The sequence below is a fragment of the Kitasatospora sp. NPDC004723 genome (assembly GCF_040609255.1).
Lineage (GTDB): Bacteria > Actinomycetota > Actinomycetes > Streptomycetales > Streptomycetaceae > Kitasatospora.
Genome location: NZ_JBEXJT010000010.1, coordinates 46315 through 62266, shown reverse-complemented (window position 1 = coordinate 62266; position 15952 = coordinate 46315). Strand labels below are relative to the sequence as shown.

The 15952-nt window shown below is 75.9% G+C and carries 9 protein-coding genes; 1 reads left to right on the top strand and 8 read right to left on the bottom strand.

The genetic code is table 11. The features are described 5' to 3' along the window. Positions 1–59 precede the first annotated feature (59 nt). The 4 genes from ABZW10_RS13795 to ABZW10_RS13780 all read right to left on the bottom strand — a co-directional run bounded on the left by ABZW10_RS13795 (position 60) and on the right by ABZW10_RS13780 (position 6148). The gene (locus ABZW10_RS13795; protein WP_355363750.1) at positions 60–1472 is read right to left on the bottom strand and encodes a dipeptidase; all 1413 of its coding nucleotides are present in this window, start codon (positions 1470–1472) and stop codon (positions 60–62) included. Between the two features lie 233 nt (positions 1473–1705). Next, positions 1706–4594, bottom strand: coding sequence for an FtsX-like permease family protein (locus tag ABZW10_RS13790; protein ID WP_355363747.1), 2889 nt, complete (start codon positions 4592–4594; stop codon positions 1706–1708). After that, positions 4591–5364, bottom strand: coding sequence for an ABC transporter ATP-binding protein (locus ABZW10_RS13785; RefSeq protein ID WP_355363744.1), 774 nt, complete (start codon positions 5362–5364; stop codon positions 4591–4593). The genes ABZW10_RS13790 and ABZW10_RS13785 overlap by 4 nt, the downstream gene beginning before the upstream one ends. Before the next feature lie 145 nt (positions 5365–5509). Next, positions 5510–6148: a PadR family transcriptional regulator gene (locus ABZW10_RS13780; protein WP_355363741.1), complete on the bottom strand. Its 639-nt coding sequence runs from the start codon at positions 6146–6148 to the stop codon at positions 5510–5512. 117 nt (positions 6149–6265) lie between these two features. Here ABZW10_RS13780 and ABZW10_RS13775 point away from each other — a divergent pair, with 117 nt between their 5' ends. Next, on the top strand, positions 6266–7237 hold the full coding sequence (locus ABZW10_RS13775; RefSeq protein ID WP_355363737.1) for an endonuclease/exonuclease/phosphatase family protein: 972 nt from the start codon (positions 6266–6268) through the stop codon (positions 7235–7237). A gap of 13 nt (positions 7238–7250) precedes the next feature. Here ABZW10_RS13775 and ABZW10_RS13770 read toward each other — a convergent pair whose 3' ends face one another. From ABZW10_RS13770 to ABZW10_RS13755, 4 genes are all read right to left on the bottom strand, one after another. Beyond that, positions 7251–8519 carry a PP2C family protein-serine/threonine phosphatase gene (locus ABZW10_RS13770; protein WP_355363734.1) on the bottom strand — a complete coding sequence of 423 codons (1269 nt, stop codon included), beginning with the start codon at positions 8517–8519 and terminating at the stop codon, positions 7251–7253. Between the two features lie 191 nt (positions 8520–8710). Next, the gene (locus ABZW10_RS13765) at positions 8711–11923 is read right to left on the bottom strand and encodes an ATP-dependent DNA helicase (RefSeq protein ID WP_355363732.1); all 3213 of its coding nucleotides are present in this window, start codon (positions 11921–11923) and stop codon (positions 8711–8713) included. Positions 11924–12019: 96 nt separating this feature from the next. Next, entirely contained in the window at positions 12020–15442 is a 3423-nt protein-coding gene (locus ABZW10_RS13760; protein ID WP_355363730.1) for an ATP-dependent DNA helicase, read from the bottom strand. A gap of 131 nt (positions 15443–15573) precedes the next feature. Next, positions 15574–15930: an MGMT family protein gene (locus ABZW10_RS13755; protein ID WP_355363728.1), complete on the bottom strand. Its 357-nt coding sequence runs from the start codon at positions 15928–15930 to the stop codon at positions 15574–15576. Positions 15931–15952: the final 22 nt, after the last annotated feature.

Here is a 15952-nt window from a genome sequence, read left to right as displayed (position 1 = left end):
GTTCGCCCGGGCCACCGGGTCGGGACGTGCCCGGCCCGGTGTGCCCGCGCGCCCGCGGTTCACGCGTGCTCGCCGCCGGGCCGCCAGTTCTCGGCCAGGTCGGACCACAGGTAGGCGGCGGTCTCGACGCCCTTGGCCAGCAGCTCCAGCTCGACCTTCTCGTCCACCGAGTGCCAGCCGTCCGAGGGCACCGAGATGCCCAGGAACAGCACCGGCGCACCGAGCACGTCCTGCAGATCGGCGGCCGGGCCGGAGCCACCCTCACGGGTGAACAGGATCTTCTGCTCGAACGCCCGGCCCATCGCCCGCACGGTGGACTGCAGCGCCGGGTGGTCGAGCGGGGTCAGGCAGGGGCGGGTCGCGCCCGGGAAGACCAGCTCGTACCGGATGCCCTCGGGCACCCGGTCGGCCACCCAGGAGCGGACCGCCTCACGGACCTTCTCCACCTCCTGCCCGGCGACCAGCCGGAAGGAGAGCTTCAGATGGGCCGAGGCGGGCACGATCGTCTTGCCGCCGGGGCCGGTGTAGCCGCCCCAGATGCCGTTGACCTCGGCGGTCGGGCGGGCCCAGATCCGCTCCAGGGTGGAGTAGCCCGCCTCGCCGCGGGTGCCGTAGGACTTGGCGGTCCGCAGCCAGGCCGCCTCGTCGAAGGGCAGCTCGGCGAAGAGCGCGCGCTCGCGGTCGGTCAGCTCGACCACGCCGTCGTAGAAGCCGGGGACGGCGACCCGGTGGTCGGCGTCGTGCAGGCCGGCGGCCAGCTCGGCGGCGACGGTGGCCGGGTTGGGCACGGCGCCGCCGAAGGAACCGGAGTGGATGTCGGTGTCCGGCCCGTACAGGTCGATCTGGGCGTCGGCCAGGCCCCGCATGCCGGTGCAGACGGTCGGCGTGGTCTCGGACCACATACCGGTGTCCGAGATGATCACGACGTCGGCGGCCAGCCGGTCGGCCTCACGGCGGACCAGGTCGGCGAAGTGCGGCGAGCCGGACTCCTCCTCGCCCTCGACCAGCAGCTTGAGGTTGACGGCCGGCGCGGTGCGGCCGGTGGCGGCCAGGTGGGCGCGCACACCGAGGGTGTGGAAGAACACCTGGCCCTTGTCGTCGGCGGCACCCCGGGCGTAGAGCCGGTCGCCGACCACGGTCGGCTCGAACGGGTCGGTCGCCCAGCCGTCCTCGCGGGCGGCGGGCTGCACGTCGTGGTGGCCGTAGACGAGGACGGTCGGCGCGTCCGGGTCCCCGGAGGGCCACTCGGCGAAGACCGCCGGCAGGCCGTCCGTCTCCCAGACCTCGGTCACCGGGAAGCCGGTGTCGCGCAGCTTGGCGGCCAGCCACTCGGCGGAGCGGCGGACGTCGTCGGCCCGGCCGGGGTCGGCGGACACCGAGGGGATGCGGAGCCAGTCCGCGAGGTCCGCGAGGAAGGCGGGCCGGTGCTGGTCGATGAAGGAGCGGACGACGCTGTCCGGAGTTCTCGTCATACGGACGACTTTAGTTCGCCCGGGTGCCTGCGAGCGGCCCCGGTCCCGAAGGGTGGGCACCCCGGGGCCTGTTACGTCCGTCACCCGTACGTCCGGCACCGGCCCCCGGCCCCCGGCACCCCGCCCGACCCGTACGTCCGGCACCGGCCCCGGCACCCCGCCGGGCACATGCGTCCGGCACCCCGGACGCGCGCGGGCGTCCGGGGTGCCGGGGGCGGGGCGACGGGAGCGGCTCAGCCGGTGCGGCGCAGCAGCGAGATCCGCGAGCGGGTGAGCAGCGCGGCCAGCGCCACCGCGAGCAGCGGCAGCAGGATCAGGGTGCCCCCGATGTTGAGCCAGGGGAACACGATGACCTCCTTGGCCGCCTGCTCCTGCGCGCTCATCCCGGGATAGGCGTACGTGGCGGCCTCGACCTTGCGCAGGGCGATCGCGGGCACGATGCCCGCGACGGCGCCGAGCACGGCGCCCATGGCGGCGATGACGCCGCACTGGAAGCCGGACAGGGTGCGCCGGATCCGGGGTGCGGCGCCGACCGCCGCGAGGGTGGTCAGGTCGCGCTGGGAGTCGGCGGCGGCGAGGCCGGTGGCGATGCCGGCGGCGCCGAGCGCGACCAGGCCCGCGAACACGGTGAGGCCGAGGGTGATCAGGTTGCCCGGGGACTGGTAGCCGCGTTCGATGTCGAACTGGACGCCGTCGGTGAGCTTGGCGAGCGCGGCGCGGGCCTTCTGCTCCGCGCCGTCGGTGGCCGCGGTGTCGGGCCGCCACACCGAGCCGTTGTCGCGGGTGGTGAGGCCGAGGCGCTGCGCGGTGTCGGGGTTGAGCACGACCTGGTCGAAGCGGCCCAGCGGGGAGTCGGCGAGGTGGGCGTCGACGGTGACGGGGTGGACGACCGGCTCGGCCTCGGGGTTGTTCTGGTCCCTCGGCTCGGTGAGCTCCAGGAGGGCCTTGCCGTCCTTGATGAAGCGCTCGTCGAAGACGACGGCCTTGCCGGCCGCGAGGGCCTGGGCGGTGGCCGTGTCGGTGACGTCGTAGAGGTTGCGCAGCAGGGCGCCGTCACCGGCCTGGACCATGCCGAAGGGGCTGCCGCGGGAGATCCGGTCCGACTTGCAGCGCGGGTCCTCGCGGCTGAGCCGCTCCAGTTCCTGCGGGCTGACCTGCAGGCTGTGGCGGCCCCAGGCGGGGCAGCGGCGCTCCTCGGGCAGGGCGAGCGTGGCCCAGCCGCAGTTGCCGTTGCGGCTGACCATGCAGTCGCCCTGGTAGTTGACGCGCTGGACATCGGCGCGGGTGCCCAGCCCGGGGACGGTGTTCTGAACGGCGCCGCGCATCTGCGGCAGCAGCGAGCCGTCGGAGCCGGCGCCCCAGCCGGCGGAGAGGATGACGGCGTTGGCGGGGCCGGAGGCGACGTACTCCCGGCGCTGCTCCTCGTCGCTGCTGACGGTGTAGACGCCGACGGCGACGGAGCCGGCGACGGCGGCCATGACGGCGGCGACGGCGGGGGCGGTGCGGCCGCGGTGGCGCACCGAGTCGCGCAGGGCGAGGCGGGGGCCGAGCGGCAGCCAGCGGCCGATCCGGCCGAAGAGGCCGACCAGGTAGGGGGCGAGGGCGACCATGCCGAGTTCGGCGATCGCCGAGCCGCCGAGGACGCTGAGGGAGCGGCCGCCGAAGTCGCCGGTGGCGCCGAGCAGGGCGAGGGCGGAGCCGCCGCCGAGCATCAGCAGGCCGAGCAGCGCGAGCTTGCGGCTGGGCGGCTTGAGGTTGTCGCGGCCGGTGAGGGCGGCGACGACGTCCTGCCGGGAGGCCTGGACGGCGGGCACGACGGCGGCCAGCAGGCCGGTGACGAGGCCGATCGCGGCGATGCCGAGCAGGTCGAGCGGCTGGAGGTCGAAGTGGCCGAAGCGCTGGCCGGAGAACTCCTCGGCCCGGGTGCGCAGCAGGGCGACCAGGCCGAGGCCCAGGCCCAGGCCGACGACGGCTCCGGTGAGGCCGAGCACGACGCCGCCGCCGAGGACGACGGCGCGCACCTGGGAGCGGTCGCCGCCGCCGGCGGCGAGCAGGCCGAGCTGGCGGCGGGAGCGGCGGGCGCCGACGGCGAAGGCGGGGCCGGCGAGCAGCACGATCTCCAGCAGGGCCATGCCCATGACGGTGCCCATGATGACGACCGAGGTCCGGTCGAGGAACGGGGTGGGGCCGCTGCCGCCGCCCTGGCTGTCCTGGTAGACGTAGTACGGAACCTCGGCGCGGGGCGGCGGGTCGAGGATCACGCTGCGGGAGGCGGCGAGGAAGCCGTACTTGTTGAGCTCGACGACCTTGGCCCAGTCGAGGGCGGTCCCGGCGGGCAGCTTGACGAGCCAGTTGTTGACCTCCTCGCTGACGGAGGTGCGCCCGCGCGGCGCGGACTCGGCGCTGCCGGGCAGCTTGGCGAGCGGGTCGAGCAGGGCGCCGGGGCGGGCGAACAGGGTGAGGCCGCGCAGGTCACCGGGGTGCTCGGCGACGCCGGTGATGGTGTACGGGGTGGCTTCGAGGCCGCGCGGCGAGGTGCGGTCGCCGATCTTCAGCCCGGATGTGTCGAGGAAGGCCTGGGTGACGGCGATCTCGTGGTCGGCGCTCGGCGCGCGGCCCTTGACCAGGTCGTAGCGGCCCTGCCAGACGGGGTCGGTCAGGTCGAGTTCGGTGACCCGGACGTTGGTGAGGCCCTCGGCGGTGCTGGTGGTGAGGTAGGGGCCCTCGCGCAGCGGCACCAGGGTGGCGCCGGGCAGCAGCTGCCGGACGAGGTCGGCGGGCGGGGTGTCGAGGCCGCGCTGCTGCTCGGGGGTGAGGACGGGCTTGCCGTTCTCCTTCTTCGCCTCGTCGACGGTGGTGATCTTGCGCTCGACACCGGGGTCGGGGGTCTGCAGCACGATGGCGCCGCGTTCGACGATCTCCAGGGAGGCGTCGGCCCGGCCCATGGTGCGCTCGATCTTCTCGACGGGGTCGAGTTCGGCGCTGCGGAAGAACACGTCGGCGCCGGTGACGCCGAGCACGGGCAGGGCGACCATGGCGACGACCAGGGCGCTGCGGCCCTTGGCGCGCAGGGCGTCGCGGCGGGCGATGCGCAGGGCGACCCGCCAGGAACCGAGCTTCACTCGCCCACCGGGCCCTTCGCGTTGGCGGCGGCGGCGACGAGCAGGCTGCCGGCGTCCTGGCTGGCGCTCTCGTCGACCATCCGGCCGTCGCGCAGGAAGACGACGCGGTCGGCCCAGGCGGCGTGGCGGGGTTCGTGGGTGACCATCATGGCGGCGGCGCCGGCGTCGCAGCGGGCGCGCAGCACGGCGAGGACGGCTTCGCCGGTGGTGGAGTCGAGGGCTCCGGTGGGTTCGTCGGCGAGGACGAGGCGGCGGTCGCCGATGAGGGCGCGGGCGATGGCGACGCGCTGCTGCTGGCCGCCGGACATGTCGTCGGGGAAGCGGTCGGCGAGTTCGGGGATGCCGAGCTCCTCCAGCGCGGCGAGGGCCTCGCGGCGGGCGGCGCGGGTGGACAGGCCGTCGAGTTCGCGCGGCAGGGAGATGTTCTCGGCGGCGGTGAGGGCCGGTATGAGGTTGTAGTCCTGGAAGACGTAGCCGACGGAGCGGCGGCGGACCTCGGCGAGCCGCTTGCGGTTGAGTCCGCCGAGCGCGACACCCTCGACCAGGACCTGGCCGGTGCTGGGGGTGTCGAGGCCGCCGGCGAGGGTCAGCAGGGTGGACTTGCCGGAGCCGGAGGGGCCCATGACGGCGACGAACTCGCCGGGGTGGACCTTGAGGTCGACTCCGCGCAGCGCCTGGACCTCGGCGGCACCTTGTCCGTGGACGCGGGTGACGTTGTCCAGGTGCAGGACGGCGTTGGCGCCGTTCCCGCTCGGACCGGTGTGGGACACGATTCCCCCTGCTGTGGTGGGGCCGTCGCGCGGTGGCGCGGGCGGGCCGGTGGTTCGGATGGTTCGGACGGTTCGGGTACGTCGGGTGCGTCGGGGCGGTTCAGGTGGTTCAGCCGGTTCGGGCGGTTCAGCCGGTCCGGGTGGTTCAGGCCTTGCTGCGGCGGCGGCCGAACCGGGTGGGCGCGGCCGGGCCCGGGCCGTCGCGGGTCTCGGCGGCCCGCGCCTGTTCGATCTCGGCGCGCTGGGCCAGCCGGGTCTCGCAGTGGTCGAGCCAGCGGACCTCGGCCTCGGTCTGGAAGATCAGCTGTTCGAGGACGAGCAGCCAGGCGAGGTCGGAGCCGGGCTGCTCCTCGGCGCCGCCGGGGCGGGCCTCGCCGGCCAGGGCGCGGGCCTTGAGCCGGGTGTAGTCCTGGAGCGCCTTGATGCTGTGCCGGCGCTGGCCCTGGACCACGGCGGGCACGTCGACGCCGGGGACGGTGACGGCCATCGCGAGTTTGATGGCGAGTTCGTCGCGGGGCGGGTTGGTGCGCGGCACCGGGGTGTCGAACCAGGCGCGCAGTTCGGCGCGGCCGGCGTCGGTGGCCGCGTAGAACTGGTGGCCCTCCTCGTCCTCCCCGGCGGGGGCGACCAGGCCGTCGCGCTCCAGACGGGCGAGGGTGGTGTAGACCTGGCCGACGTTGAGCGGCCAGGTGGCGCCGGTGCGCGCCTCGAACTCGGTTCTCAGTTGGTAGCCGTAGCGCGGCCCCTGGTCGAGCAGGGCGAGCAGGCCGTGGCGGATGGACATACCGAGTATGTATACCGGGTATGCTCGACGGGTCAAGCCGGAGGGGTCCGTCCGGGGGCCGGTCAGGGAGCCGACCGGGGGTCCGGCCGTCACCGGCGCCGGGTAACGTCGGGGGGCGTGAGCCAGTTGCGCATCGCCACCTTCAATCTGTTGCACGGTCAGCCGCTCGCGCCCGACGGCGCCCCGCGGCCCTTCCCCGCCGACCCCGGCGGGCCGCTCGCCGAGGCCGTGGCCGCGCTGGACGCCGACGTGCTGGCGCTCCAGGAGGTGGACCGCGGCCAGGCCCGCTCCGGCGGCACCGACCAGACCGCCGTCGCCGCCAAGGCGATGGGCGCGGCCGACTGGCGGTTCGCCGCCGCGCTGCACGGCCGCCCCGCGCCGGTGGCCGGCTGGCTGCCGGAGGCCTCGGCACCCGCCGGGATCCGGGTGTACGGACCGGCCGAGGTCGGCGACGACGCGCCGCCCGCCTACGGCACGGCACTGCTGACCCGGCTGCCGGTACAGCACTGGCGGGCCCGCCGGTTCGCGCCGGCGCCGTTCGGACTGCCGCTGCGGGTGGCCGGGCGGCGCGGGCTGACGCCGGTGCCGGACGAGCCGCGGGCCGCGCTGGCGGCCGTCCTGGAGGGCGCGCACGGCCCGTTCACCGTGGTGGCCGCGCACCTGTCGTTCGTGCCGGGCTGGAACATGGCGCAGCTGGCGGCGATCCGCCGGTGGATCGCCGACCTGCCGCAGCCGTACCTGGTGCTGGGGGACTTCAATCTGGTGGGCGCGGTGCCGCGCACGGTGCTGGGCGGGGCGAGCGCGCTGGAGCGTTCGGCGCCGCGGGTGCGGGTGCGGGAGCTGCGGGCGGCCCGCCGGGCCCGGCCGGCGCTGGTGGAGCCGCGCCGGCGGCGGGTGCGGGAGCCGCGGGCGCGGCTGCAGGGCTGGTCGGACCTGGTGCGCACGCCGACCTACCCCTCGCACCGGCCGGCGGTGCAGTTCGACCACGTTCTGGCGGTGGGGGTGCCGCGCTCCGCGGTGGGGGCGACGTCCGCGCCGCGCACGGGGGTCTCGGACCACCGGCCGCTGCTGGTGCGGGTGTCCCTCTAGGCCTCTGCCCCGGTCACTGCCGGGACAGGTGCCCGTTCTGCTGGGGGACCATCGGCAGGGGCGGGGCGGGCGGGGTGAGCGGGCGGTCAGGGTCGGCGGGGGCGTGCGCGGCGGTGACGGCGGCGGCGGGGGCTCCGGCGGCCGGCGGGGGCTCGTACTGGAGGAGCAGCATGGCGGCGTCGTCGCCGAGCTGGCGCCCGACGTGGCGCACCACGTCCTCGTGCAGGCGGCGCAGCACGTCGACGGGGCCGCCGCCGTGGGCGCAGCGCGGGAGGCGTTCGGCGAGCGGGTAGAAGGCGCCGGCCCGGTCGCGGGCCTCGATGACGCCGTCGGTGAAGAGCAGGACCCGGTCGCCGTGGTGCAGCGGGACGCGGTGGACCGGGGGGCGGACGTCGGCGGGGTCGAGGACGCCGAGCGGGGGCACCGTCTCGGCGAGTTCGAGCGGGCGGGCGGCCTCGGTGCCGCGCAGCAGCAGCGGGGCGGGGTGGCCGCAGTTGACGATCTCGGCGGTGCCGTCGGGGCGCACGCCGATGAGGACCAGGGTGACGAACTCCTCCTCGACACCGGGGTGGTCGTTCTCGTGCAGGGCGCGGTCGAGGCTGTCGGCGAGCCAGCCGGCGACCCGGTCGAGGGCGGCCTCCTGGTGGGCGGCCTCGCGGAAGGCGCCGAGCACGGCGGCGGCGGTCTCGACGGCGCCCAGGCCCTTGCCGCGCACGTCGCCGACGACGGCGCGCACGCCGTGCCGGGTGTTGACGACCTCGTAGAGGTCGCCGCCGATGCGGGCGTGGGCGGCGGCGGCCGCGTAGTGGACGGCGGCGCGCACGGTGCCGATCCGGTCGGGGACGGGGCGCAGCAGGACGCGGCGGGCGATCGAGGCGACGAGCTGGGCGTCGGCGAGCAACTGCTCCTGGCGCAGCCTCAGGGTGGCGCTGACCCAGCCGATCGCGGCGACGAGGACGATGGCGAAGACGGTGGCGCTGTGCACGGACTCGCCGAGCACGCCGTTGCGGAAGGCCATCAGGAACGCGGCGGCCTCGGTGAGGGCGCCGATGGCGAGGGGGTACCAGGTGCGGCGGCTGACCACGGCGGCCAGCGCGGGGACGGCGGTGAGCGCCGGTTCGACGGTCACCGCGGCGTCGGTGAAGTAGTCGAGGACGACGACCAGCACCATGCCGATGAACGGCAGCGACAGTGCCGTCCTCGGCCAGGTGCCGGTCGCGCCGGGTGCGGCCCCCGGGGCCGGCCCGGCGAACCGTTCTCTGATCCATCCGGTCGCGCTCAACTTCGGTTTCTCCAGCAGAAGACGCCGATGCCCTGGGGCACCTGCGGTGATGACTGAGGGTTAGGGAATGCGGGCGTCGCTGGCGGCCGGAGTTCGGGGGTTGACCGGTTACCGACCCCACAATATGCGCGAAACGTGCACTACGCACAGGTTTCGCCCGATGCCGTGATGACTTGAATGCTCTCCGTGACTCATTCTTCACTGTTCCCGATCAGGAGCCGTTCCAACTCTTTTCGGCCGGGAAGTCCTGCGGGTTGTTCGATTCGGCCGCTGCGGACGTACAGGAACGAGGCCGTGACCTGCTCCAGGGGAACGCCCGCCTGTTCGGCCCAGGCCAGCCGGTAGACGGCGAGTTGGAGCGGGTCGGCGGTCTCCTCCCGGTGCGTCTTCCAGTCCACCACTTCGTAGCGTGACGCGCCGCCGATTTCTGACCCGTCGTCACCGTCACGATAGACCGCGTCGATCCGGCCGCGCACCACCCGGCCCGCCAGTACCAGGTGGAAGGGCGCCTCGACCCGCAGCGGCTCGCGGTGCGCGTACGGGGTGCGCAGGAACGCCTCCTTGAGGCGCTCCAGGTCCTGCTCGTCCTCGATGCCGTCGTCGTCGGCACCGGGCAGCGCACCCGGGCCGATCAGCATCAGCGGTTCGATCCGGGACTGCACCCAGGCGTGGAAGCGGGTGCCGCGCCGGGCGGCGGGCTGCGGCGGGCGGGGCATCGGGCGGGCGAGGTCGTGCGCGAAGCCGTCCGGGTCGGCGGCCAGCCGCATCAGCTGGGTGGCGGAGAGCGAGGCGGGCAGCGGCACCTGCCGCACCCGGGTGCGGGAGCGCTCCAACTCGCCGAGCAGCGCGGTCAGGTCGCGGTCCCAGGACTCCACCAGCCGGCGGTCCTCGGGGGCCATCGGCTCGGGCTCGGGGGCGGGCTCCCCGGCCAGCCGGCGGTGCACCACCCCGGCGACCCGGCGGCGGGCGTGCTGGGCGGCCGGGTCGAGCGGCAGCGGCCAGGGGCGTTCGACGGGCGCGGCGAGCGCCGGGTTCTCCTCGCCGTCGGCGGGCGGCTCGGCCCAGGCCGCGATCTCGCCGTTGCCGGGCCGCTCGGCGTGCTCGCGCACCTGCTCCAGGAAGGCGGACGGGCCGCGCGGGGACTTCTGGCTGGGCCCCCACCAGTGGCCGGAGGCGAGCAGCAGGGCGCGCGGGCGGGTGAAGGCCACGTAGCCCAGGCGCAGTTCCTCGACCGCGGAGTGCTCGGCGAGAGCGGCCCTGAACTCCTTCACGGACTTGGCGTTCCAGCCGCCGCGCACGTCGGGCAGGGTGGCGGCGTCGCCGCGCAGGGCGTGCGGCAGGACGCGCTTGGTACTGGTCCAGCGCTCGCGCGGGGACGAGGACGGGAAGGCGCCCTTGACCAGACCGGGGACGGCGACGACGTCCCACTCCAGGCCTTTGGACCTGTGCGCGGTGAGCACCTTGACGGTGTCCTCGCCACCGGGCAGGCCGGCGTCCAGGCCGCGGTCGTGCTCCTGGGCGGCGCGCAGGAAGCCCAGGAAGGCGGCCAGGCCGGGGTCGCCGTCGAGGTCGGCGAAGGAGGCGGCGACGTCCAGGAAGGCGTGCAGGGTCTCCCGGCGGCGGGCGGCCAGCGCCTGCGGGGAGGCGGCGAGTTCGACCTCCAGGCCGGTGACGGCGAGGACCCGGTGCAGCACGTCCATCAGCGGCTCGGCGAGCGAGCGGCGCAGCTCGCGCAGTTCGCGGGCGAGCCGGGCGAAACGGACCCGGGCCTCGGCGGAGAAGGGCAGCTCGTCGGCCTCCCGCGCGTCCAGGAAGGTCTCCAGGGCGTCGGCGAGCGAGACGACCTCGGTGGGGTCGGTCTCGGCGACGGCGGCGGCGAGCGCCTCGACGCCCTCGGGGCGCTCGGTGCGCACGAGTTCGGCGGCGCGCCGGCCGAGCAGGGCGAGGTCGCGCGGGCCGATCCGCCAGCGCGGGCCGATCAGCAGCCGCACCAGCGCGGCGTTGGCGGTCGGGTCCTGGAGCACCTCGCAGACCGCGACCAGGTCGGCGACCTCGGGCAGGTGGAGCAGCCCGCCGAGGCCGACCACCTCGACCGGCACCTCCCGGGCGACCAGTGCGGCGTGCACGTCGGGGAAGGCGGCGCCGCCCCGGCACAGCACGGCGATCCGGCCGGGGGCGGTACCGGTGCGCACCAGGTGGGCGATCTCGTCGGCCAGCCAGTCGATCTCCTCGGCGTGGCTGGGCAGCAGCGCGGCCCGCACCCGGCCGTCGGTCTCGGCGCCGGGGGCGGGGCGCAGCGCCTCGACGCCCTCGTGCATGGCGCGCAGCGGCGCCGCGAGTTCGTTGGCGAAGGCGAGCAGCCGTCCGCCGCTACGGCGGTTCTCGCTGAGCGCGTACCGGTCGGCGAGGGTCCCGTCGGCGTTCGGGAAGTGGCGGGGGAAGTCGTCGAGGTTGGCGACGGAGGCGCCGCGCCAGCCGTAGATGGCCTGGCAGGGGTCACCGACGGCGGTGACGGGGTGGCCGGGGGCGGTGCCGTCGGGGCCGGCGCCGAACAGTCCGGCGAGCATCAGGCGCTGGGCGACGGAGGTGTCCTGGTACTCGTCGAGCAGCACGACCCGGTACTGGTCGCGCAGCAGGGCGCCGACCTCGGGGCGCTGCTGGGCGAGGCGGGCGGAGGCGGCGATCTGGTCGCCGAAGTCCATCAGGCCGGCGGCGGTCTTGCGGCGCCGGTAGTCCTCGACCAGGCGCAGCAGTTCCAGCCGGGCGCGGGCGGTGGCGGGCACGGCCCGCAGGTCCTCGTTGCCGAGCCTGACGCCGGCGAGGGCGTCGAGCAGGTCCTCGTCGAAGGCGCGCAGGGCGGCGGGCTCGACGAGGTGCTCGGCGAGTTCGCCGTCGAGGGCGGTGAGGTCGGCGACCAGGTTGGTGAAGGTGCCGGTGAGCGCGGGGAAGGGGCCGCGGGCGGTGCGCAGCACCTTGGCGGCGAGCTGGAAGCGGGTGGCGTCGGCGAGCAGCCGGACGTCGGGTTCGATGCCGATGCGCAGGCCGTGTTCCTTGAGCAGGCGGCCGGCGAAGGCGTGGTAGGTGGAGATCTCGGGTTCGCCGAGCGCCTCGCCGTCCTCGGGATCGGTGACCTCGGCACGGTGCAGGGCGGCGCGGACGCGTTCGGCGAGTTCGCCGGCGGCCTTGTTGGTGAAGGTGAGACCGAGGACCTGTTCGGGGCGCACCGCGCCGGAGCCGACCAGCCAGACGACCCGGGCGGCCATCACGGTGGTCTTGCCGGAGCCGGCGCCGGCGACGATGACGGCCGGCCGCAGCGGGGCGCCGATGGCCGCCATCTGCTCCCGGTTGAAGGGGATGCCCAGCAGCTCCTTGAGCTGGTCGGGATGGCTGAGCACGGCGGTCACCACGCAACGGTAGCCGGGGTCACCGACAGCCGGGGGGCCGCTGTGGCGACGGCCACGTGCCGCGTCCGCCACATCCGGTGTCCACCGGCCGTTGCGCTACTCGACGAGCTGGGCGCCGTCGCGCTGGGCGGAGCAGCTGCGGCGGAAGGCGCAGCGGTCGCAGCCGCCGCCGGTCTGCGGGACGAACCGCTCGGCGAGGATCCGCCCGGCGGCGTCGGCGAGCAGGTTCTCGATCCACGGCTCGCCCTCGGGCGGGTCCTGGCGCTGCACCTTGGGCGCGTCGGCGGCGGCCTTGTCGGGCTTGCGCAGCTGGACGAGTTCGGCGCCGCCGGACTCGGGGGAGGCGGCGTCGAAGCCGGGCAGCCCGTTGAGGGCGCCGGAGCGCACGGCGAGCTGGTAGACGGCGAGCTGCTTGTGCTCGGGCAGGGACTTGTCGGTGGGCGTCTGCTTGCCGGTCTTGAAGTCGACGACGTAGGCGCGGCCGGCCTCGTCCTTCTCGACGCGGTCCATCGAGCCGCGGATGCGCACCTGGACGCCGCCGGCGTCGAGGGTGACGTCGAAGCCGTGCTCGGTGGCGACGACGTCGCGGCCGCGGGCCATCACGTGCCAGGCGAGGAAGCGCTCCAGGGCGGCGCGGGCCTCGGTCTTCTCCTGCTGGGACTTCCAGGGGGCGTCGAAGGCCAGCGCGTCCCAGACGGTGTCCAGGCGTTCCATCAGCACGGCGAGGTCGGCGGGGGTGCGGCCGGAGCCGACCTCGTCGGCGAGGGCGTGCACGACGTTGCCGAAGCCCTGCGCGGCGGAGGAGGTGCCGCGGGCCTTGACCTCCTTGTCGAGGAACCACTGCAGCGAGCAGTTCTCCAGCTGTTCCAGGCCGCTGCCGGACAGCCGCACCGGCAGGTCGGCGGAGCGCAGCGGGTCGGGGGCCGCGGTCGGGTCCTCCAGGCCCCACCAGCTCTCGGGGCGGGCGGCGGGCACCAGCGGGCGGTCCTCGTCGTCGGTGGCGAGGGCGAGGACGGCGAGCCGTTCGGCGGCGGCGCGGCGCAGTTCGGGCGAGCGGGCGGGGTCGACGGTGACCGCGCGCAGCTCGGCGACCAGCGCGGGCACGGCGAGCGGGCGGCGCGGGCGGTGGGTGACGTCCTCGACGGTGACCGGCGGGGTACGCCGCAGGACGCGGCCGGTGCGCGGGTCGACGTCCTCGCGGTAGAGCTCGCGCAGGAAGCGGGACGGCTGGTCGCCGTCGTCGGCGGGGGCCTTGACGGCGGTGACGACGAGCCGGTCCTTGGCGCGGGTGGCGGCGACGTAGAAGAGGCGGCGCTCCTCGGCGAGCAGCGCGGCGGGGGTGAGCGGTTCGGCGAGGCCGTCGCGGCCGATCCGGTCGGCCTCCAGCAGGGAGCCGCGGCGGCGCAGGTCGGGCCAGAGGCCGTCCTGGACGCCGGCGACGACGACCAGGCGCCATTCCAGGCCCTTGGCGCGGTGAGCGGTCATCAGCCGGACGGCCTCGGGGCGCACGGTGCGCACGGTGAGGGTGTCGGCGGCGATGTCCTGGGCCTCCAGTTCGGCGAGCAGGTCGAGGGCGCCGCGGTGGCCGGTGACCTGCTCCTCGGCGCGGGCGGCGGTCTCGAACAGGGCGCAGACCGCGTCGAGGTCGCGGTCGGCGTTGCGGCCGGCGGCGCCGCCGCGCAGGGCGGCCCGCTCCAGGCGCTCGCGCCAGCGCCGGGAGCCGTCCCACAGCTGCCAGAGGGCGTCCTCGGCGGTGCAGCCGCCGGCCAGGGACTCGCGGACCTTGCGCAGCAGGGTGCCGAGGTCGTGGGCGCGGCGGGCGTACGGGGCATCGATGACGGCGAGGCGCTCGGGTTCGGCGAGGGCCTCGCGCAGGAGTTCGCCGGCCGGGCGGGGCACGGCGGCGGGCGCGCTTCCGGCGCCGTCGGCGGACCCGTCCGCGGACCCGGCGCGCAGGGCGGCGCGCTCCTCCTCGCGCAGGGTGCGGCCGAGGCGGCGCAGGTCGGCGCCGTCGAGGCCGCCGAGCGGGCCGGTGAGCAGGGCGTGGGCGAGGTCGGTGGTGAGCGGGTCGGGCGTGCCCGGGCCGCCGCCGTCCGCGGCCTCGCCGTCCTCCCCCTCCTCGCCGTCCCCGCGGTCCTCTCCGCCGTCCTGCCGGTTCCGGACGGCCTGCTCGGCGCAGACCCGCAGCGCGAGCAGCAGCTGGGCGACGGCCGGCTCCTCGCGCAGCGGCAGGTCGTCACCGTCGATCTCCAGCGGGACGCCGGCCGCGCCGAGCGCCCGCCGCACCCCGGGGATGGACCGGGCGCCGGCCCGGACCAGGACGGCCATCTCGCCCCACGGCACGCCGTCCTCCAGGTGGGCGCGGCGCAGCAGGTCGGCGACGGAGTCCAGTTCGGCGCCGGGGGTCGGGTAGGTGGAGACCTCGACCCGGCCGCCCTCGCGGGCGGGCAGCGGGGCGCGGTGCTGGGCGAGCTTGTCGGCGGGCAGCCGGCCCATCGGCATCCGGCGGGTGAGTTCGCGGGCGGCGGCGAGCAGCACGGCGCCGGAGCGGCGCGAGACCCGCAGCACCTTGACGTCGGCGGGGCGGCCGTCGGCGTGCCGGAAGGTCTGCGGGAACTCCAGGATGCCGTTGATGTCGGCACCGCGGAACGCGTAGATCGACTGGTCGGGGTCGCCGACGGCGACCAGTTCGCGCCCGCCGCCGGCGAGCCGGCTCAGCAGCCGGACCTGGGCGGGGTCGGTGTCCTGGTACTCGTCGACGAAGACCGCGTCGTAGCGCTCGCGCAGGTCCCGCTCGACCTCGGGGCGTTCGGCGAGCAGCACGGCCCGGTGCACCAGCTCCGCGTAGTCGAGGACGCCGCGCAGGTCCAGCACGTCGAGGTAGTCGGCGAGGAAGTGCGCGGCGGCGGCCCAGTCGGGGCGCCGCACGCCCTCGGCGAAGCGGGCCAGCTCGGCCTCGCCGAGGCCGAGCTCGCGGCTGCGGGCGAGCACGGCGCGGACCTCGTCGGCGAAGCCGCGGGTGGTGAGGCAGGCGCGCAGGTCGAGCGGCCAGGCGATCCGGGACCGGCCGCGCCGGGCGTCCTCGGCGCCGCCGGCGAGCAGCTCGCGGACCATGACGTCCTGCTCGGGGCCGGAGAGCAGGCGCAGCGGCTCGGCGTAGTCGGCCGGGTCCTGGTGGGCGCGGAGCAGGGCGTAGCAGAAGGAGTGGAAGGTGGTGGCCTGCGGGGCGGCGGCGCGGGCGCCGGCGGCGGTGGCGGAGAGCCGCCCGGCCATCCGGTCGCGCAGCTCCATGGCGGCCTTGCGGCTGAAGGTGAGGACGAGGATCCGCTCGGGGTCCGCGCCGTTCTCGATCCGCCGGGCGACGGCCTCGACGAGGGTGGTGGTCTTGCCGGTCCCCGGCCCGGCGAGCACCAGCAGCGGGCCGCCCGCGTGCTCGACCACGGCGCGCTGGTAGGCGTCGAGCTCGGGCGGGGCGGGCGGCACGAGGGGGCTGCGCACCAGACGGTAGGGGGAGGTCACGGACGTCCTGGGGGTCGTGCTCGGGCAACTGCGGGCGGGCCCGCCGAGGGGCCCGCCGTATCGAGCCTACGGTCCTGCTCCGTCATTCCCGTCCGCGCACGGGATTCCGCCGGTCCCGGCCCCGGCCCCGGTCATCCCTCGACGGGCCCGCCGTCCCAGCGGGCGCGCCGCAGGTCGACCCGGGGCGGGTCGGCGAGCTCGCGCAGCGGGGTGCCCTCGTCGCCGTAGTGGGCGAGGGCGCGGTGCTCGTGGCCGGGCAGCAGCCGGCCGTCGGCACGGATCACCCGCCACCAGGGCACGGCGCCGCCGTACAGGGCCATCACCCGGCCGACCTGCCGGGGGCCGCCCTGGCCGAGGTACTCGGCGACGTCTCCGTAGGTCATCACCCGGCCGGGTGGAATCCGCTCGGTCAGGTCGAGCACCAGTTCGGCGAAGGGCGGCAGCTCGCCGGGGCCAGCGTCGTGGGTGTCGTCCGTCACCTGCGGCATTCTTCCGCATCCGGCCGCTCCG

Coding starts and splice junctions, on each gene's coding strand:
- ABZW10_RS13795 (WP_355363750.1), bottom strand. CDS start 1,472: ATGACGAGAACTCCGGACAGCGTCGTCCGCTCCTTCATCGACCAGCAC.
- ABZW10_RS13755 (WP_355363728.1), bottom strand. CDS start 15,930: ATGCCGCAGGTGACGGACGACACCCACGACGCTGGCCCCGGCGAGCTG.
- ABZW10_RS13780 (WP_355363741.1), bottom strand. CDS start 6,148: ATGTCCATCCGCCACGGCCTGCTCGCCCTGCTCGACCAGGGGCCGCGC.